Here is a 19,400-nt window from a genome sequence, read left to right on the forward strand (position 1 = left end):
ATCTTCACCATGTCGGCCTTTAGGCTTTGGAAGTAATTTTTCTAAACGAGACCACATCTCGTCATCAATGACCATCCGTGACATTCCCTCTCCCCAACCCTCTCCCGCGAAGGGCATCATCATACTATCAAAACTCCTATCGTGGGAGAGGGGGTAGATCGAAGTGAAATAGAAAAATTTGTGCTCAATTTAAGATGAAATCTTGGCTAAAAAACTTTAGGGACGTTGCCTAAGTAAATATAAAGGGGGGCTTTAAGAAAATAACAGTACTGCAGACAGGTTGGCATTGCTTGCAGCACAATGCCAACTTATAGATTATTTAACTTTTTTCTCTTTAAAAAGCACATGCTTTCTTACTACCGGATCATACATCATCAATTCCATCTTTTCCGGATGATTACGCGGATTTTTGGTGGTGGTTTTATAATAACCAGTACCAGCGGTGGATTCCATTTTTACTTTAACGGTGACAGCGGCCACGTTTTACCCCCTATAATTAAATTTTTTCGCCTTTGGCTCTTAGCTTATCAAGAACAGCTTTAATGCCGATTTTATCAATAATTCGCATACCCTTGGTGCTTACTTTTAGGGTGACAAAGCGTTTTTCTTCTTCAACCCAAAAACGGTGAAGCTTGATATTAGGCAGAAAGCGTCTTCGTGTTTTATTATTGGCATGAGACACATTATTCCCGGTAATGGGTCGTTTGCCGGTAACTTGGCATACTCTTGACATGTTGTTACTCCAAAGGGGCCGGTACTATTTCCGGTTTGTTAATTCATGATTCGCAAGCGAATAAGTTGAATGCAATACTGGAGGCGTTTTATAGCAAAAAAAGAACAAAGATGCAAGTTGTGGTAAAAAGGAAAGAATATAGGTAAAAAAATAATCAGGTGCAAATAAGCTTGATTGTATAAAAGGACGCATTTTTCTCAATTCCCAGAATTTAAATAAAAAGTAATTTTTGAAAATCCGTTCATTTCTTGTTGCATGAAAATAAAAACCGTTGATTGAGGTTATAAAATCCCCCTATGCTGGCTTCATTTGTTTATTAGCTTTGAATTACTTAAAACAAGGAATGCAATGGTGCGATTAGCTGGAATTTAAAAAGCGCTGCAGGACGAAATTTGGTATTAAAGTCTGTTTTACTCCCAGCAGTGGAAGCCTATTGAACATAGAGCGAATGAGTTCTTTTTCAAGGTTTTTAATACTCTACCCACAGAGTTATACACAGATTTTGTGGATAACTAATATTTCATGCAAAAAATTAAAAGGGCTTTTTGCCTTGATTTTATGCGGTACTTGAAATTTAGATGCTACATTGTTTTGAAAATATGGCGGGAAGAGCAAAAAATTATCCACAGGATAAATAAGAATAATCTTTTACGTGGATTTTGAATGGTATCTAAATAAAAATAAAAAAAACAGTCTTGACGAGTTAATATTTTTAAAGATTAGCAAGCTGACTCGATGAGACGATTTCTGCCTACTTAGATAGCTTTTGAGTACCTCGAGCGCATTGGTGCGTGCTCCTTTGAAGATGGTGTTTAATCTTATCGAGCGAATCAATACATTCAATGGCAATTCGAAAATGAAATGAGGCTATTTAAAGATAGTGCCTCAACTGAAGTGTCGCAGTTTGCGGGACACGTCACTTTTTATTAATCCGTGCGGAACATCTTATGAATTCTTTTTCTATTTCAGATATGTATATCCTTATGATTGGTAGCAAAGGTACTCTTTTGGGTGCTGGTTATAATGATTCAGGGCAATTAGGCACTCTTGCAGAAGAAACGCCTTTCCTAAAAAAGATACCGTTTACTGAGCCTTTATCTCAGATAAAAACGGGCTACAAAAGCTCATTTTTAATTACTAGAGATAAGAAGCTCTTTGCCTTAGGACTTAATAGCCATGGCAAGCTTGGATTAGGCCATATCAGAAATGTTCATGAAGCTTACGAAGTTAAAGGGGTGAATGAACCTGTAGCTTGTGTTGTAACAGGTTGCTCCCATACTTTAGTTTTAACAAACAACGGGAAAGTATATGGTGCTGGGAATAATTCTTATAACCAACTTGGCCTGCCTAAAACAACAGGAGAATCTCATATTTTCATTGAAATACCTTTATCTACCGAAAAACAGGTACGTGCCAAACTTATAGCGGGAGGAGCTTATCATACAATTGCACTAACCACAGAGAATGAATTATATGCTTGGGGTATTAATTATTGGGGCCACCTAGGGCTAGGGCATACAGAGGACATTGAAAGGCCTACACAGGTGCCTTTGGAAAGTTTGGGAGGTAAAAAAATTATAGATGTAAAAGCGGGTTCTAGTTTCAGTGCCTTACTTACTGAAACTGGTCAAGTGTATTGTTGCGGAAATCTAACATTTAAGAAATTTCAAGAATTTAAGCTTGTGAAGGGATTGAATAAGGTTAAGGCTTTAGCAGTAGGAGATCGCCATATTCTAGCTTTAACTCATGATGGTAAAGTATTTGCTTGGGGAAAGAATGAGTATAAGCAAATCAGTATTTCTGCTGGCCAAATTGTTGTCTTACCTCGGTTGATTGCTACAAAAGCCGTTGCAATTAGCGGTCTAAATAATTCCTCTTTTATTTTAACCAAAGAAAATAACCCTTTATTAGCGCAGTTTGATTCTTATCAATTAAAATGCTTAGGGGAGAAAATTAACGTTTTTTTTGGGAATAAAGAAATTCCTGGATTAAAGTTTTCGATGATACAGCAAGCAGAACAAGTAAAAAAACCACTGATTAATTGGGCTCAATTTCAAAAATTATCTATATTTGCTGATATATCAATTACTAAAAATGAAGACGAAAGCTATTTAAATCTTCATTCTTTACATGTTAAAAAATAAAATGCTAGATGCATTTTGGTGAGGGAAGGGCTCATCATGTCGGGTCCAACAGCAATACAGATTTGAACATCGCTTAGTGTTTGGAGATATGCTTTGTCGTTATAAAGGTGTGCGATTCAATTGTCAGTCACTTAAACTGAGATAGCACAATCTCATAATATTGCTCCTCATATATCGATCGTGAACTTATATTGATAATAAAAGAGTTATACAGCAAGGGGTAGCTTCAATATTCGGTCAACAATTACATATCACCTGATTGGACTACATCAATCATTGAATTACCAGGAGCTTTTACAAAAATGTAGAAAGAAGGATGATTGATAAGATGAGTATTTAAGTTCAAGCGACATTCTATATAGTCGTCAGCACGAGAAGGAAGCTTGCACTCAAGCCCTGGCTCAAATTTTAAAAGCTGAATGCAAGCGTAATAGTGTGCGTTAGGGAAGCGCAGTAAATGTATGGTATTTTGTTGTCAAACTGTATAAAATAAACTCCCTAAGCTTGGCCATTTATAGTTTTATTAAAACGTCAGCTATAATGAGTTGCCTTCTGGATGAGTGAATCGATGCAACGAACTATTAAAAGTTATGTTTTACGCGCTGGACGAGTCAGTAATCGTCAGCAACAAGCTTTGGACGTTTGGCTGAATCATTATCAACTTGCTCAGCAAGACACCCCCTGGTGCCTTCATCATGAATTCGATAGGAAAGCCGATACCATTGTGGAAATTGGTTTTGGGATGGGAGCTTCCTTGCTGGCTATGGCAAAAGCGCAACCTGAATACAATTACTTAGGCATTGAAGTACACCGTTCAGGAATCGGAAGCCTGGCAGCCGGTTTATATGAGCAGGGGATTAATAACGTTCGCATTGCCTCGTTTGATGCGGTGGAGGTTTTTAATAAACACATTGCAGATGATACCCTAGCAGGCGTGCAGATATTTTTTCCAGACCCATGGCCTAAAAAACGACATCATAAACGTCGCCTGGTTCAGCCGGATTTCATCCATTTATTGGCACGAAAGCTACGTACAGGGGGATTTATCCATTGTGCAACGGATTGGCAAGATTATGCCGAACATATGTTAACCGTTCTTGCAGCCGAACCTTTATTGCAGAATATCGATCCTGCTCTGGGATTTATCCCAAGACCCGACACACGCCCTTTAACTAAATTTGAAGAACGAGGCCAGCGCTTAGGGCACGGCGTTTGGGACTTAATGTTCTTACGTAATGCGGATGAATACAGTGAGATAGCAACATGATTGTCGAATTATTAGATCCATACACATCTAAGTATTCTTATCTGCAAACCGTGTGCAAAGTTTGCAGAGAACATCAATATTCCAAAATAATTGAAAATTATAAAACATTAGTTTTGACGGCTATTGAAAAGCATTATTTTACGCCCAAAATGCAAGCGTACTTCAAGTCAGTAAACCCTACAGGAGAGCCATTCACCAATTATGAGGAAGAACCAGAGCAGATTGGACAAATCAAGAAATTCGTCAATGCTCTTTACTATGCTGAATTAGCTTTAAAAGATTTTGAGACAGTTAATCTTGAAGATGGTGATCATAAACTGCAAGATTTAAGCAAACTATATTACAAAACTTCCCAATATATTTTCCAAGCTTCCTATTTGATTACTCATATAGATGTAGATTTGTTTGACATGTTTGCCAAGGAATGGGAAATAATTTCGCCTGTATTTAAGTTATTTCATAGCCATGCAGAAAATATTAAGGAAGATACCAAAAATTTCCTATTGAAACTTCCCAATTTTCAAGTCCCTCATAGTGTAGGGAAAGTCAGTGGCATTATTGTTGATCAGATGAAGCCGCACAGTGGTAAAATAGATTATGAATTTCTTACCCAGTTTACTGCAGTAATACCCGGTTATTTGGAAAAATTCAGTAAAAAAATCAGCGAATTTTCGGAAAAAGTTAAAGAGCAAGAACCGAATTTGGATAGAAAAACGCTGGCCGAACTGCAGGAACATGCTTTCCAATTGATTAATTCCATCGATAAACTCAATGGCGGTGACTTGTATTTGACGGTTAGGTTACTCCACTACATTTATATTGTCCGTCATGCCCTTACCTTAAGCATGAGCATTATTGAACAATTGGGCAATTTAAGCGATTCCACCCAGGATGCCATCCACACTAAATTGGCAGAATTTAAATATAAAGTATTACCTGAGATTTTTGACAGCATAGACAATCTGGAAGTCCAATTCATGTTAAAACCGGGAACCATAGCACAGCCAGTTATGGAGGGCTTTAGGCAAGTATATGCTTCGCTGACAGAATACACCGGAAAAATGGTTAATTTTGCCAGCAAGGGTGAACAGCATAAAACAATCGAAGATGTGGAGTTTCTGTCTTATCGCCTAGAGCGAACCTATCAGCGCATCGCTGCTAACAAAAAGAAACTGGTCTCGATTGAAGAAGCTCAGAAAGCGGCAACGTCCTTTTTTCGTATCCTCAAAGAGCAGCAAAATACTCATACGAGGCTTGTAGATGTATCAGTTGAAATTAAAAAACAATTAGCTTTTTATTATCATTATTTACACCCTTATATGGCTCAAATGGATATGGATCTTGATCATACTATCCTGGATAGTTTGTCAAGAGAAAAGGGGGTGATTGAAGCCATTGGAAAACCATTGCACTGGCTCCCCTATATGGATTACACCGATGACATCGGTTTTATCCTTGGCAAGGGTAGAAAAATAGAAACTGAGAAGGAACTTAATATTTTATTCTCAAGACAGAGAGAAACGATTAAGTTTAATGAAGAAATCAATAACGAGGTCATCAGCACCATTCAGCAAGATGCTGAAGTTCATCTCCATCCTTGGACTAATAAGACGAATGCGTTTACAGTGGATGCCTCCACGATAACCAAAAATGAGTTCCTTTTAACGATTTTTAATCTTATGGATGGTAAGGGTGAAGCCCCTGTGCTTTCAGATACACAGGCTTCGCAGGTCAACAGCTTATATAGGGAAAAAAGGCAAGAATTACTTGAAGCGCATACTGCCTTAAAGCTTTTTTGCGAGATATTGAACAATGAAGTGCACCAATCGGAAAGCTCTGAGCAGCTTTTAACGAAACTCGACAAAGAGAAAAAAGACAATCTATACCGCTTATATAGACAATTTCGATATTATCTGGTTAGAGCCAATATGGAAGGCAATATTTCCCTGGATCATACCTTGGAAGATTGTTTGCAACCTGACCCAACAAAAAAATTTGGCCTGCGGCAAGGGGAAGAAACTGAAATTTCAATAAAGGGAATCCTGCAAAAAATTCTTCCTTTTGAAAAAGGTATCTGCGCTATCGGTACCGCATTTCTAAAATTAAATGACAACTCTGCAGGAAAACCCAATTTACTTGCTGCCGAACAGGCTCTTGAAGTGTATGGGTTATGTGAGATAAAGATAGCAAAACTTAAAAGAGCAAAAGAAGCATATCAGGAATTTGCTAATATTTTAGCCAGGCAAATTGACCGCAGCAATGATGGCTTACTTTTGGAATCGCTGGGAAGTTATTCTAAAGGAAAACTTCGAAGTTTGTACGCTATCTTTCAGCCTTATCTTGCCAGTGCACAAATAGGGAATGGCATGGGGTTGGATCAAAAGATTATTGAAAGTATCAGCAAGGAAAAGACGGAAAATCCTGTTTTAGTTGGCACTGTTCTAAAAGAGGTAGCCGCTTTAAGTGATGGTCTAACATCCGAACTTGAAAATTTAGAAGATGATTGCCGTTTCATAAAAAATTACCATTTATTGTTGCAAGCATTTGCAACCGAAAGCAAACCACTTGCAAAACCTGCATCTTTACCTCGGGCTCACCATGTGATTAAACATCAGAAGTTTTCGCAAACTTTGACTGAAGTGAAGGTAACTTGCGAGCGTTTTTTAAGATTTTTTAATCCCGCAATCCTGGCTCGTTTAAAGCCAGCGCAAACAGGCATTCCTTATCCTGAGTTAGAATCTTTGGATGAAGCTTTAAAAGAAAGCCATCAGACACTTAAATTAAAACGGTTATTTAATTGTTTATACCATTTGGAACAAGCCAGTATTAATCTGGAAAGTCTGAATGAAAAAAGCGGGCAATTCAAATATATGGTGGCTGTCATTCATGCCGGATATGAGCTTTATCAAGCTTGGGAACTTATTAAAGCCTTAGCTAAAGATCCTGCCTTTGCACTGATTGGCCATGAAATTTTACATAAGCTCCAGCATGTTTATACTCTAGGATTGAGTGTTACCAAACCCTATCTACCACAAAAAGATGCCCTGTTACCGGAAACAAGTATTGGTGTTGGGGCCAATTACTTTATTAATATTTTAATGATTCTGCCTGAACACATAATACATGCGCAGAAAAAAGAAGATCTTAGTTCCGAACTTTTGGAAAAACTTCAGGCAAGCTCCCTTGCAAGCGCTAAGGAAATTGAACGGATTATTAATAGTTCCGATTCTTTATTTAAGTTATTTTTCAAAATATCCCCCATGTACAATCTGTTTAACAAGCTAAAAACGCAGTTGACGGATTTAGCCTTGACTGCACACGATTCCATTGCTGATCACTTAACAGAAATCAGGGATAGGGTATTAACGGGCATCCTATTGGAAACCGACCGTTGGGAAGACCAGCTGGGTTTAATGCCGGGTGCGTTATCGAATACCATGAAACGCATCCTGGATGAATTTTACCAAGGGTTGCTGGAGCCGCTGGGACTTGCCTCGCAACACCATATAAACCTGATTACCAGTACAGTTCCTTTGCAAAACCGTGAAGAGAATGTAAATGAAAAAATCAAGCAGGCTAAGCAGGAAAAAGCCAGAATTGCCGAGCAGCGGGAAATTGTAAAAAGCGTGTTAAACAATATACAAATGTATGATTCTGCTGCAATACGCTCCAATGTCAAAATTTTTGCCCATGTACAAAATTCCTTACACGAGAATATAAGAAGAGCCCTACCCTTATTCACGGCACAAAGTTCAGCCATTGTAGAGAGTGAGGGATTGGATATAGAAGGAGTTCGCGCCTTACTGGATAAACCAATTAACGAAGATAATCTGGAAAAACTCGAACTATTGGCTCTTAATAGCTTAAATTGTCTTGCAGGTGCAGATGCTTCCCAGGATGTGGTAATAGAAACTGCCGCTGAAAAGAAGGATTATTTTGCAGAATTAGCTCAGGACCAAGAAAAATTAAATAATCAATTCATTACTGATTATAAGAAGGATTTTTTCAAAAAGCAGCTTGAAATCTATGCCGGCAAACAATTTGGTTTGATTCATTGTGGAGGCGAGTATCAGGAAAAACTCAAAGCTTACCTTTATAGCCAGGAAGATGCGCTATTGGCTACGATACCTGATTCCGGAGATATAAAGGATGCGGTAATGAAATTGCTGCAAAACTCGATACGGCATTTTGAGCATCGCAATTATCAGCATTATCACCGTTTAGACAGCATAAGGGCAGCTATTGCAAACTTTCAATTATATATTTTCCAGATTAACAAAGAATTGGATGAAAGCACTGCACCAGAAAAAAGAACCCTGTTTGAAAGCGAAAAAACCTTGCGGGTTAAATTAGCACATATTAATAAGCTGCAAGAAATGGCAGAAAATAAAAATTTAAGCATCGTTGAACGCATACAACAGATTCGCCAACATGTGAAAGGAGAGCAATTTTCCCGAGACATGCTGAAATATCATGAGCATCATAATGAAACATGGATGTGGTTGAAACAATGCATTTTATATCTGTTTGAATTGCTTGGTTTGTATACTCCGCCCTATAAAAAACATTATCAGCACTTGGTAGAAGTTACTGAGAAAGAGCAAAGTATAAACAATTTAAGCGCCCGTTTTGGTTTATTCTCCACGGATTTGCGCGGGTATAATTTGCCTACTTTGGTAGAGGAACCGACTCCACAACCGAATGTGCTTTCTACGCTTAGCATGCAATGACTTGCTTAAACGCGCCAGACCCCATAAAATCTTAATTTTCTTTTGCTAGGCGGGAGTAATAACGCATGGGGTGGAATGAGCCGGATAAAGATAAAGATCCATGGAGCGGTAAAAATCAACAACCCCCGGATCTGGATGAAGCATTAAAGCGTTTGCAGGAGAAATTGAAGAAAACCATTTTTGGTAATCGTCCCGATGGCAACAAGCCCGTATCTTCAGCCAGCGGTGGTTTCTTAGTGTTGATTACTGCATTGATAGCCGTAGTTTTATGGGCTTTATCAGGAATATTTATTGTTGATCCCGCCGAACAAGCGGCTATTCTTCGTTTTGGCAAATACATAGAAACAGTAGGCCCTGGCCCTCACTGGATCCCAAGGCTTATTTCTTCCAAAGTAGTTCTTAATGTTGATCGCGTTTCGGATTACTCCTATTCAGGGCAAATGCTGACCAAAGATGAGAATCTTGTGTCCGTCGCTTTGGTTGTGCAATACCGTATTGGTGATCTGGAAGATTACTTGTTTAATGTTGCAGATCCTCAGGAAAGTTTGCAGCAAGCCACTTCCAGTGCCTTGCGCCAAGTAGTTGGCCAAACTACTCTGGATGAAATTATTACCGAAGGCCGGGAGGCTTGGGGAAGCAACGTACAGGATTCTTTAATCAAAATTCTCGAAAGTTATAAAACCGGTATTGTGATTGTCAACGTTTCTCCACAACCGGCCCGGGCTCCTGAAAATGTACAAGATGCCTTTGACGATGCGATTAAAGCGCAGGAAGATGAAAAGCGGTTTAAGGAGCAGGCGCGGGCTTATGAAGCTCGGGTAATTCCAATAGCTGAAGGAAGGGCACAGCGTATTCTTGAAGAGGCACGTGCCTATGCGCAACAGGTTGTATTGCGTGCCAAAGGCGAAACAGCTGAATTCCTGCAATTATTGCCGCAGTATACCCGTGCGCCCGACGTCACAGGCGAACGCATGTATCTGGATACCATGCAACAGGTTTTAAGCAACAGCAGTAAAATTATAGTGGATGGTAAATCTGGGAATTTGCTCTATCTTCCTCTGGAGAAATTAATAGGCTCTACTCCCACTTTAAATATCAACAAACAGGAAATGGCTAAAAATACGGATGTGACGAACGCTACAGACGATGAAGCTTTATTCGATGGCCGCAGTATCGTTAGACCTACCGAACGTCCTGGGAGGAATGAACAATGAAAGCAACCAAAGCTCTCTTGGCCATAGTGATTTTTATTTCCTTAATCATTCTGTTCGCCAGCGTATTTACCATTACCCAAGGCCAACATGGAATTCTTTTAAGGCTTGGGCGGTTAGTAAAAGAACCCGGTACTGACAAAGTGAAAGTGTTAGCCCCGGGCTTACACATCAAAGTTCCTTTTATTGAAAGCGTGCGTTTATTCGATACCCGTATCCAAACCCTGGACATCAAGTCTTCCCGAATCGTGACGCGTGAGAAAAAAGATGTGATTGTTGATTATTACGTAAAATGGCAAATTGATGATCTTTCCCAATATTTTAAAGCAACAAGCGGAAATCAATTTAAAGCTGAGACGTTACTGGAGCAACAATTAAATACCTCTTTACGCGCACAATTTGGAAAGCGTACCATCTCGGAAGTGGTTTCCGGCGGGCGCGATGATGTAATGGGGATGCTGCGCGAGCGCGCTGAGCAGCAAGCTGCACAATTGGGGATCCATGTGGTGGATGTGCGGATCAAAGGGATTGAATTGCCACCCAATACCAGTAATGCCATTTATCAGCGCATGCGTGCTGACATGCAAAAAATTGCCAACCGGCACCGTGCGGACGGTAATGCAGCTGCGGAGGCAATTCAAGCTGCCGCTGATGCGAAAGTGACGGTTTTACTAGCGAAGGCACGCAGTGAAGGTCAAATTCTCCGAGCTCAAGGGCAAGCTGCTGCTGCGGCTATTTATGCTGATGCATTTGGCCAAAATAAGGAATTTTTTGCGCTTTATCGCAGTTTAAAAGCTTATATTGAAAGCTTTAACAGTAAACAGGATATTTTAGTGCTGGATCAGAACAGTACTTTTTTTAACTATTTTAGACATGGTGCAACAAAAGGGAATGGTATTGCAGCGCGGAGTTAACTATAATATTCGACTTTCTAAAAGGGTTAAGCATACTTAACCCTTTTTTGTTGGAGATGGTGTGTTAATTAGTTTTCTTTCCGCATTGGCTTTGGTATTTGTATTTGAAGGCATCATGCCTTTTATTGCTCCCGAGAAGTGGAAGAAGCTGCTTTTGAAAATCATTATTCAGGATGAAAGAGCGTTACGTATTTTTGGCTTGTTTAGTATGTTAATGGGGGTTGTATTGCTCACCATTATTCATCAATTTGCAGAGTAAGAGTTCATTATGGGTAGAAATGTTGTAGTAGTGGGTACACAGTGGGGTGATGAAGGCAAGGGTAAGATTGTTGATCTGTTGACCCAAAATGCACAGGCGGTTGTGCGTTACCAAGGTGGCCACAATGCTGGGCACACCTTAAAAATCAATGGAGAGAAAACGGTTTTACGTCTGATTCCATCAGGTATGCTAAGACCCCATGTACAATGCTATATCGGCAATGGCGTAGTTTTATCTCCGCAAGCGCTGCTGGATGAAATCAAGGAATTAGAAAACAAGGGAATAGATGTACGAAGACGCTTGCACATAAGCCAGGCATGTCCTCTTATATTGTCTTGTCATGTTTCTTTGGATAAAGCACGGGAAATTCACAAAGGGAATGCTGCGATTGGCACGACAGGGCGGGGCATTGGGCCTGCCTATGAAGATAAAATAGCACGGCGCGCAATAAAAGCCGGCGATTTGTTACATCGCGAGCGATTTATTTCTAAGCTGAAAGAATTGCTGGAATACCATAATTTTTTATTAACTCATTATTACCAGCAGCCTGCGGTAGATATGGAAAGCATTTTACAAGACTCGCTAACCTGGGCGGAAGAATTAAAGCCTATGATAAAAGATGTAACCACCTGTTTACATGAGCATCGCAGCCGGGGAGACAACATTTTATTTGAAGGCGCACAAGGAGTTTATCTGGACATTGATCATGGAACGTATCCTTTTGTAACGTCTTCAAACACATGCGTAGGCAGCGTGATTAATGGCGCAGGTTTTGGTCCGCGTTATTTAGATTATATTCTGGGGATCACCAAGGCATATACTACCCGTGTTGGTGGTGGTCCCTTTCCTACTGAACTCAAGGATGAAATTGGCAAGCGATTGGCAGAGCGTGGCAATGAATTCGGAGCCGTTACCGGACGCCCACGCCGTTGCGGCTGGTTTGATGCAGTATTGTTACGTCGGTCTATAGAATTAAACAGTCTTTCTGGCTTATGTATGACGAAACTGGATGTTTTAGACGGTTTATCCACTGTACGCATCGCTGTGGCTTATCGTACATCCGATGGAAAATTGTTGCATCGCCCACCGCAAGCAGCCGAGGATTTTACTGACTTGGAAGTTGTATATGAAGAATTGCCAGGCTGGAATGAGTCTACGGCAGATGTTACCGAAGTTGCACAATTACCGGAAAATGCAAAGGCTTATGTTAAGCGCATTGAAGAATTATTAGAGATTCCAGTTGATATGCTATCAACGGGGCCTGAGCGTAATTCAACCATTATTTTGCGTGATCCATTCGCCTAAAAGGGCATATTATACTGGTGTCCTGGCTGTAATTCTCCAAAAGCAGCATGGTATCCTGCCCTGGCAGATAGCTGTGGGCAGGAACACCATCCTTGCTTAACCTATGCAAGCCCTTGCGCATATTGGCAATAGATTTAACAAGTATGGCTTACAATAATGATCTATGGGTTGGGATGCTCCTGCTTATGTTCATTCTTCTGGTTTTCATTGCTTTGCACTATTCCACAGGCAATGCGATCGCCGCCACCTCCGGCTTTCGGGTTGTCGCTATAGTTATCGCCGCCGGCATGAATCATTACGGCTGTATTTTTAAGTACACTGGTTTTCAACCGTGGTGCTAAAGTCGGCGTTGTAGCTTTACCATCTGCAGTAACGTATAAAACGGGTAAATCCCCAAGGTGGCCTGAGCCATAAGGTCCTTGATGTGATTTTGTGTTGTCCGGATCGAAATGTTCTCCTGCATCCATGCCATGGGCGGCGCAATTAGAATGCTGGTGTAAATGTAAACCATGCAAGCCTGGCGTCAAGCCATGTAAATCGGGAATAATCAATAATCCTTTCGCTGTATCTTTAAAAATAATTTCCCCCAGTGAATTTTCAGCAGCGGTGGTGTCGTAAATTGTAACCCGTACTTGTTCCGCATGACTCGCAAGACTTGCAAAAGTCAACGCTGTAATGAAAAACCATTTATTCATACACCACTCCTTAGTTATTTATACCGGGTTTTTAGCATAGCAGATGTAGGGAAAAAGCATAGGTCATATAGACTCAAGCTGTATTGTGCTATTATTTTTTCTTCCCCCATTTACTTGTTACCTCATGGAATCGCTAAAAGTAAGACTTATACTTGCTTGCGCCATATTTTTTTGGGGATCTGCTTATGTAGGCATCCGTATTGGTTTAGCTTCTTTTTCTCCAGGAGCACTGGCGCTATTTCGTTTCTTTATTGCTTCAATCATTATGTTTTTCATTTACCGCTGCACTTCATTCACCCAAAGCCTTCCTTGGCGTGTTCGCATGCAACTGATAATCATTGGAATGATTGGCATTGGGTTATATAACATTTGCCTCAATTATGGGGAATTGACCGTTTCTGCAGGGATAGCGAGTTTCATTGTAGGATTGATGCCGGTGATTACTTTGCTGTTTTCAATTATTTTCCTCAAAGAACGCCCAGCCCCTGTGGTGTATGTGGGGATAAGCATCAGCTTGCTGGGACTTCTAGGGATTGCTTTAGCAGAAAATATTCATCACTCCATGCAAATCGGGATTTGCACTTTATTTTGTTCCGCAGTCGTTGGCGCATTCTATACGATAATTCTACGACCTTTTTTAAGGCATTATCATCCAATTGCCGTATCAGCTTGGACTATTTGGGGCGGCATGATGATTTTATTAATGTATGTTTCATCATTATGGCACGAATTGGGGCATGCTGATCATAGAAGTATACTGGCTGCTTTATACATTGGCATTTTCCCCGCTGCATTAGCTTACATGGCTTGGAGTTATGTTTTGAACTTCCTGCCTGCTTCGCGGGCAGTTTTATATCTTTATGCCGCGCCGCTCGTTGCCATGCTGCTTGGTTTTTTCTTATTGCAGGAATGCCCATCCTTATTTTCACTAGCCGGTTGTGTATTAGCGCTGCTGGGTGCATTACTGGCGTCTTGTTCCCATTTGTTGCCATTTGCTTTCAAATCACGGCGAAAACTAGTAGTGGAATAACTATTGTGTTTAAAACCATGAACTTAATCTCGCTTCTGTAGGTATTAACCGGCTATACTAAATTTTTTCAACGATATGATTTGCCATGGAATTACTCGTTAATAAGCCTTTCAAAGCTTTGTTTGAACCTTTGGATCTCGGGTTCACGCAATTAAAAAACCGTCTTCTTATGGGTTCTATGCATACCGGATTGGAGGAAGACAAGCCTGATTTGCAGCGTCTTGCCACTTTTTATAAAGAGCGGGCCCAAAGTGGGGTGGGATTAATCGTTACCGGTGGTTTTGCTCCAAATCGCGCCGGCCGGCTGGCTCCATTTGCTGCGAAGTTGACTTCGGTAACTGAACAGCGCCGGCATGAAATAGTAACGCATTCCGTACATGAGGCTGGTGGTAAAATTGCCTTGCAAATTCTCCATGCAGGACGTTATGGGTATCATCCGTTTATCGTTGCTCCAAGCCGGATAAAATCGCCCATCAGCCCTTTTACACCTTGGGAGATGAGCAAACACCGCATACTAAAAACCATCCAGCATTTTGCCCGTTGCGCCCGGCTTGCGAAAGCAGCAGGGTACGATGGGGTGGAGATCATGGGCAGCGAAGGGTATTTGATTAATGAATTTATCGTTACCCATACGAATCAACGCCGCGATGAATGGGGAGGTTCTTACGCAAACCGCATGCGGTTCCCGATAGAAATTGTAAAAGCCGTAAGAGAAGCCGTGGGTGGGCAATTTATTATTATTTTCAGATTGTCCATGCTGGATCTGATTGCCGAAGGCAGTTCCTGGGATGAAATCGTTGAGTTGGCAAAAGCCATAGAAGCAGCGGGAGCAAGTATGATTAATACTGGGATCGGCTGGCACGAGGCACGAATTCCAACGATCGCGACCATGGTGCCACCAGCGGCGTTTACTTCGGTTACCAAACGCTTAAAACCCGATATTAATATTCCGATTATCACTTCAAATAGGATTAATACGCCGGAGTTGGCAAATGCAGTACTGGAAAACGGGGCGGCGGATCTTATCTCCATGGCAAGGCCATTCCTTGCAGACGCGCAATTTGCTGAAAAAGCGAAGCGTGGAGAAAGCGAAATGATTAATGTTTGTATTGCCTGTAACCAAGCCTGTCTCGATCGCGTTTTTGTGAATAAAACGGCTTCATGCCTGGTAAATCCTCGTGCTTGTAATGAGACAGAATTAATCTATCAGGCTACCAACTGTCCCAAGCGCATTGGTGTGGTAGGCGCAGGGCCAGCAGGGTTAGCTTTTGCCGCCGTGTGTGCAGAAAGAGGGCACCAGGTCACTTTATTTGAAAAAAGCGCATGGCTTGGGGGACAATTTAACTTAGCTAAGCAAATTCCCGGTAAAGAAGAATTCCAGCATACCATCCATTATTTTTCCCAACAATTGCAAAAATTCCAAGTCGATGTGCGTATGCAGACGGAGGCTAGCCTGGAATTGCTACAGGATTTTGACGAAATAGTTTTAGCGACCGGTGTCGATGCAAGAATCCCCGAGATCCCAGGGATTCGTCATGCCATGGTAATGACTTACATTGAAGCCATTACCGGGCAAAAAATTCCAGGGCAACGCGTCGCCCTCATTGGCGCCGGCGGAATAGGTTTTGATGTCGCCGAGTGGTTGACCCATGAGACAGCGAATTCCCGTGACCAATTTTATAAGGAATGGGGCATTGATATTAGCGGGCAGCACCGCGGCGGGCTAATGCCGCCTGCAATTTCCCCTTCCTTGCGGGAAGTATATTTATTACAAAGGAAAAAAGAAAAATTAGGGAAGCGCCTGGGGAAAACGACGGGCTGGATCCATCGTTTAAGCCTTAAACATAAAAAAGTGCATATGGTAAATAACGTCAGCTATGAAAAAATTGACGATGCGGGTTTACACATTCGTATAGGTGAGGAGCCTAGATTATTAGCCGTTGATTCGATTATTATCTGTGCCGGTCAAATTGAACAGCGTTCCTTGTATGAACCGTTAAAGGAGCAGGGATTGTCGGTGCATTTAATTGGCGGAGCCTTTCGGGCTTTGGAATTGGATGCACGGCATGCCATTGATCAAGCTTGTCGCTTGGCGGCATTAATATGAGTTCTTGGTTTCACTGTGAATATAGCTCTCCGTTGAACATTTTTAAGACGTTTGAATGATAATGAATTTAATTCGATGCATTAGTAATTTGTTTTTGCTTCCGTTGCTGCTATTGCTATGGACCGTGCAAATAGCATGGTCTGCCGTACCGTTTATAGTTGATACGGATATGGGGGTCGATGATGCCATGGCCCTATTGTATTTGTTACAGCGACCTGATGTTGAGCTTAAAGCGGTTACCATTGCCAGCGATGGCAATGCACATTGCACACCTGCTTTGCGCAATACTTTGGGTTTGTTGCAAATGTCACAGCGACCGATTATACCCGTAGCTTGTGGGCAAGAGACACCGTTGCTTGGCAAGCATCATTTTCCACAGGCGGTATTATTAGAATCCGATACACTGGCAGGTACTGTAAAATTATTGCCTAAGGTATCTACTAAGCAATCACCTCATACTGCCGTGGATTTGCTGATAAAAACAGTCCAGGATGCTTCGCAGCCTGTGACCATACTTGCGATTGGACCATTGACCAATATTGCCCAAGCCTTGCAAAAAGCTCCTGAAATCAAAAGGAATATTCGTGTTATTTATATTATGGGGGGAGCTATTGATGTGCCGGGAAATATTCCTGAAGTTGACTCTGCCAGCAAAAACCATACGGCAGAGTGGAATTTTTATCTAGACCCGCTGGCTGCAGAAATCGTATTAGCGCAGGGCCTGCCGATCGTTCTTGTACCGCTTGATGTCACCAATCAGTTACCCATTGACATGGGTTTCTATAATGCCGTGAAAAACAAACATCATACCCCAGCGGCTGATTATGTTTTTTCCATGTTGCAAAACAACATCAAAATCTTGCGGGCCAAGGAGTGGTTTTTCTGGGATCCCTTAGCTGCCGTTATTGCAAGCGATGAATCCATTGCCGCGTTCAAGGTACAACGCCTGAAGGTTGTTTTATCCCCTGAGATACAATCTGGCAGAACAATTGTTGATAATAAAGCAGGCCATAGTGTGCGTGTGGTGACCGGCGTGGATGCAAAACGTTTTACAAGCATTTTTTTGAATTACTTAAATAATCCCAATAGCAGGGCCTGAAAATTATTATTGAATTTGCATATTGTAAAAATAGGTGCCTGCTCCTAAAGCAGTTATAACCCTGTTTTATCCTTTTTAGAGAATAATTGACTGGAATGTCAATAATAATCCAAATAAAAAATGCATTTTGGTGTAAAATTTGCTATTATAGTGAGCATTTTTTGCATTGATTAATCTATTTTTGGAATTTTATGACACAAGATAAAACTACTTTTGCTTCTCTTGGCTTATCCGAAGCGTTATTGAAAGCATTAGATGATTTGAAATTCGTACATCCTTCGCCAATCCAAGAACAAACGATCCCTTGGTTATTGCAGGGACGGGACTTAATTGGCCAGGCACAAACTGGAACTGGAAAAACAGCAGCTTTTGCCTTACCGGTCTTACAAGGTATTATTGCAGCCGAATTAACCCCACAAGCTCTCGTATTGGCTCCTACGCGGGAATTGGCCATTCAAGTTGCCGAACATTTTCAGACACTCAGTAAATATCAAAAAAATATCCGGGTGACTATTCTATGCGGTGGGCAGGATTATCGGCCGCAATTAAAGGAATTGCGTGAAGGCGCGCAAATTGTCGTCGGAACACCGGGAAGAATCCTTGATCATCTGGAGCGTGGTACTTTGCAGCTGGAGCAGCTGAAAACTTTCGTGCTCGATGAAGCAGATGAGATGCTGCGCATGGGCTTTATCGAAGATGTTGAGACGATATTGGCCAAATTGCCTGCCGGAAAACAAATGGCTTTATTTTCAGCTACGATGCCGCCTCGTATCCGGCAGATTGCTCAGTCGTATTTGCATGATCCGGTTGGCGTGGAAATCCGTGCGGAAACAGCAACCGTAAAAAGCATCGAACAGCGTTTTTTATTCGCGTCACAAGCGCAAAAACCGGAAGCATTAACTCGCGTTTTAGCAGCAGAAGATCACCAAGGTGTTATCGTGTTCGTCCGTACCAAGAGCAGCGCGGATGAAGTTGCAGAATTCTTGCAAGCGCATGGACACCATGCCATGGCCATCCATGGGGATTTAACGCAAGCGTTGCGGGAACGCATCATTGCCCAATTTAAACAAGGGGCCATCGATGTGTTAGTGGCAACTGATGTGGCGGCGCGCGGATTGGATGTAGAGCGGGTTACGCATGTAATTAATTATGATATTGCGCATGATTGTGAAACCTATGTACACCGTATAGGCCGTACAGGTCGAGCAGGGCGCAGCGGCGTCACCATTTTATTTGTTACGCCCAAGGAAGGACGTATGTTGAATGTTATCGAACGGCACACACGCCAGCGGATCCAAAAAATTTCGGTGCCCAGTGATTATGCCATTCAGGTGGCAAAACAGCAGCGTTTCCTGGCCAAGATTAAGGAGCGGTTGCAACATGAATATTTACCTGCTTATAAAAATATGCTGGAAAATTTCGCTAATGAGCATTCTGTTTCAGCTTTGGATGCAGCGGCAGCTCTGGCATTGCTTTTAAATCAGGACAAATCCTGGGAGACTAAAATTACAGCTTCTCAAAAAGCACCTTTCCCTGAAACAATGCATGAGGAGCGTCATTTTAGACAAGATAACCGCGCCAAAAAATTCAATGGGGAGCGCAAGGCAAGTGGTGAGCGTAAACGGGGAGCTGAAGATTATCCGCAGGAATTATTCCGCCTGGATGTAGGCCGCGTGCACGGTGTTAAACCGGGTAATATTGTTGGCGCCATTGCGAATGAAGCAGGATTACAAAGCCGGTATATTACCGGTTTAAAAATTCACGATAATTATTCTACTGTGCGTTTGCCCAAAGGTATGTCAAAGGAAATCGTGCAACACATTCACAAGGCTTGGGTTTGTGGGCGGCAATTGAAGATTACTTCCATGGGTACAGCTTAGTCTTTATTATTGCATGAGTTAATTTT

Annotated in this window: 14 protein-coding genes; 11 read left to right on the forward strand and 3 right to left on the reverse strand. The window is 41.6% G+C overall.

Annotated features, from left to right (window positions below; genetic code table 11):
- Nucleotides 1–315: 315 nt before the first annotated feature.
- Both rpmG and rpmB read right to left on the reverse strand, forming a co-directional pair.
- Nucleotides 316–480, reverse strand: a complete 165-nt coding sequence (rpmG, locus tag ELY11_RS03480) for a 50S ribosomal protein L33 (protein ID WP_126954715.1) — start codon at nucleotides 478–480, stop codon at nucleotides 316–318.
- A gap of 16 nt (nucleotides 481–496) precedes the next feature.
- Complete coding sequence (rpmB, locus tag ELY11_RS03485; RefSeq protein WP_126954714.1) at nucleotides 497–733, reverse strand: 50S ribosomal protein L28; 237 nt, start codon at nucleotides 731–733, stop codon at nucleotides 497–499.
- 947 nt (nucleotides 734–1,680) lie between these two features.
- Between rpmB and ELY11_RS03490 the strand changes: the two genes are divergently transcribed.
- The 7 genes from ELY11_RS03490 (at nucleotide 1,681) to ELY11_RS03520 (ending at nucleotide 12,563) form a co-directional block, all read left to right on the forward strand.
- Nucleotides 1,681–2,877: an RCC1 domain-containing protein gene (locus ELY11_RS03490; protein WP_127032536.1), complete on the forward strand. Its 1,197-nt coding sequence runs from the start codon at nucleotides 1,681–1,683 to the stop codon at nucleotides 2,875–2,877.
- Nucleotides 2,878–3,445: 568 nt separating this feature from the next.
- Nucleotides 3,446–4,144 carry a tRNA (guanosine(46)-N7)-methyltransferase TrmB gene (gene trmB, locus ELY11_RS03495; RefSeq protein ID WP_126954099.1) on the forward strand — a complete coding sequence of 233 codons (699 nt, stop codon included), beginning with the start codon at nucleotides 3,446–3,448 and terminating at the stop codon, nucleotides 4,142–4,144.
- Nucleotides 4,141–8,874, forward strand: a complete 4,734-nt coding sequence (locus ELY11_RS03500; protein ID WP_127032537.1) for a hypothetical protein — start codon at nucleotides 4,141–4,143, stop codon at nucleotides 8,872–8,874. Before trmB ends, ELY11_RS03500 begins: the two co-directional genes overlap by 4 nt.
- Nucleotides 8,875–8,939: 65 nt before the next feature.
- Nucleotides 8,940–10,088, forward strand: coding sequence for an FtsH protease activity modulator HflK (hflK, locus tag ELY11_RS03505; RefSeq protein WP_126954097.1), 1,149 nt, complete (start codon nucleotides 8,940–8,942; stop codon nucleotides 10,086–10,088).
- Nucleotides 10,085–10,999 carry a protease modulator HflC gene (gene hflC / locus ELY11_RS03510; RefSeq protein WP_126954096.1) on the forward strand — a complete coding sequence of 305 codons (915 nt, stop codon included), beginning with the start codon at nucleotides 10,085–10,087 and terminating at the stop codon, nucleotides 10,997–10,999. The genes hflK and hflC overlap by 4 nt, the downstream gene beginning before the upstream one ends.
- A 61-nt stretch (nucleotides 11,000–11,060) precedes the next feature.
- Nucleotides 11,061–11,258 carry a DUF2065 domain-containing protein gene (locus tag ELY11_RS03515; RefSeq protein ID WP_126954095.1) on the forward strand — a complete coding sequence of 66 codons (198 nt, stop codon included), beginning with the start codon at nucleotides 11,061–11,063 and terminating at the stop codon, nucleotides 11,256–11,258.
- 9 nt (nucleotides 11,259–11,267) lie between these two features.
- On the forward strand, nucleotides 11,268–12,563 hold the full coding sequence (locus ELY11_RS03520) for an adenylosuccinate synthase (RefSeq protein WP_127032538.1): 1,296 nt from the start codon (nucleotides 11,268–11,270) through the stop codon (nucleotides 12,561–12,563).
- Between the two features lie 161 nt (nucleotides 12,564–12,724).
- Here the strand turns inward: ELY11_RS03520 and ELY11_RS03525 are convergent, their stop codons facing one another.
- Complete coding sequence (locus ELY11_RS03525) at nucleotides 12,725–13,258, reverse strand: superoxide dismutase family protein (RefSeq protein ID WP_126954093.1); 534 nt, start codon at nucleotides 13,256–13,258, stop codon at nucleotides 12,725–12,727.
- A gap of 124 nt (nucleotides 13,259–13,382) precedes the next feature.
- Here ELY11_RS03525 and ELY11_RS03530 point away from each other — a divergent pair, with 124 nt between their 5' ends.
- From ELY11_RS03530 to ELY11_RS03545, 4 genes are all read left to right on the forward strand, one after another.
- The gene (locus ELY11_RS03530; protein ID WP_126954092.1) at nucleotides 13,383–14,288 is read left to right on the forward strand and encodes a DMT family transporter; all 906 of its coding nucleotides are present in this window, start codon (nucleotides 13,383–13,385) and stop codon (nucleotides 14,286–14,288) included.
- Between the two features lie 85 nt (nucleotides 14,289–14,373).
- Nucleotides 14,374–16,395, forward strand: a complete 2,022-nt coding sequence (locus ELY11_RS03535; RefSeq protein ID WP_126954091.1) for an NADPH-dependent 2,4-dienoyl-CoA reductase — start codon at nucleotides 14,374–14,376, stop codon at nucleotides 16,393–16,395.
- Nucleotides 16,396–16,456: 61 nt separating this feature from the next.
- Nucleotides 16,457–17,494 carry a nucleoside hydrolase gene (locus ELY11_RS03540; RefSeq protein ID WP_158614982.1) on the forward strand — a complete coding sequence of 346 codons (1,038 nt, stop codon included), beginning with the start codon at nucleotides 16,457–16,459 and terminating at the stop codon, nucleotides 17,492–17,494.
- A gap of 191 nt (nucleotides 17,495–17,685) precedes the next feature.
- The gene (locus ELY11_RS03545; RefSeq protein WP_126954089.1) at nucleotides 17,686–19,374 is read left to right on the forward strand and encodes a DEAD/DEAH box helicase; all 1,689 of its coding nucleotides are present in this window, start codon (nucleotides 17,686–17,688) and stop codon (nucleotides 19,372–19,374) included.
- The last annotated feature ends 26 nt before the right edge of the window (nucleotides 19,375–19,400 follow it).

Origin of the sequence: Legionella septentrionalis (genome assembly GCF_003989745.1) — a bacterium.
Classification (GTDB): domain Bacteria; phylum Pseudomonadota; class Gammaproteobacteria; order Legionellales; family Legionellaceae; genus Legionella_A; species Legionella_A septentrionalis.

Bases quoted from the DNA above. Each gene is read 5' to 3' on its own strand.
- rpmB (WP_126954714.1), bottom strand. From the start codon at position 733: ATGTCAAGAGTATGCCAAGTTACCGGCAAACGACCCATTACCGGGAAT.
- ELY11_RS03490 (WP_127032536.1), top strand. From the start codon at position 1,681: ATGAATTCTTTTTCTATTTCAGATATGTATATCCTTATGATTGGTAGC.
- trmB (WP_126954099.1), top strand. From the start codon at position 3,446: ATGCAACGAACTATTAAAAGTTATGTTTTACGCGCTGGACGAGTCAGT.
- ELY11_RS03500 (WP_127032537.1), top strand. From the start codon at position 4,141: ATGATTGTCGAATTATTAGATCCATACACATCTAAGTATTCTTATCTG.
- hflK (WP_126954097.1), top strand. From the start codon at position 8,940: ATGGGGTGGAATGAGCCGGATAAAGATAAAGATCCATGGAGCGGTAAA.
- hflC (WP_126954096.1), top strand. From the start codon at position 10,085: ATGAAAGCAACCAAAGCTCTCTTGGCCATAGTGATTTTTATTTCCTTA.
- ELY11_RS03520 (WP_127032538.1), top strand. From the start codon at position 11,268: ATGGGTAGAAATGTTGTAGTAGTGGGTACACAGTGGGGTGATGAAGGC.
- ELY11_RS03525 (WP_126954093.1), bottom strand. From the start codon at position 13,258: ATGAATAAATGGTTTTTCATTACAGCGTTGACTTTTGCAAGTCTTGCG.
- ELY11_RS03530 (WP_126954092.1), top strand. From the start codon at position 13,383: ATGGAATCGCTAAAAGTAAGACTTATACTTGCTTGCGCCATATTTTTT.
- ELY11_RS03535 (WP_126954091.1), top strand. From the start codon at position 14,374: ATGGAATTACTCGTTAATAAGCCTTTCAAAGCTTTGTTTGAACCTTTG.
- ELY11_RS03540 (WP_158614982.1), top strand. From the start codon at position 16,457: ATGAATTTAATTCGATGCATTAGTAATTTGTTTTTGCTTCCGTTGCTG.
- ELY11_RS03545 (WP_126954089.1), top strand. From the start codon at position 17,686: ATGACACAAGATAAAACTACTTTTGCTTCTCTTGGCTTATCCGAAGCG.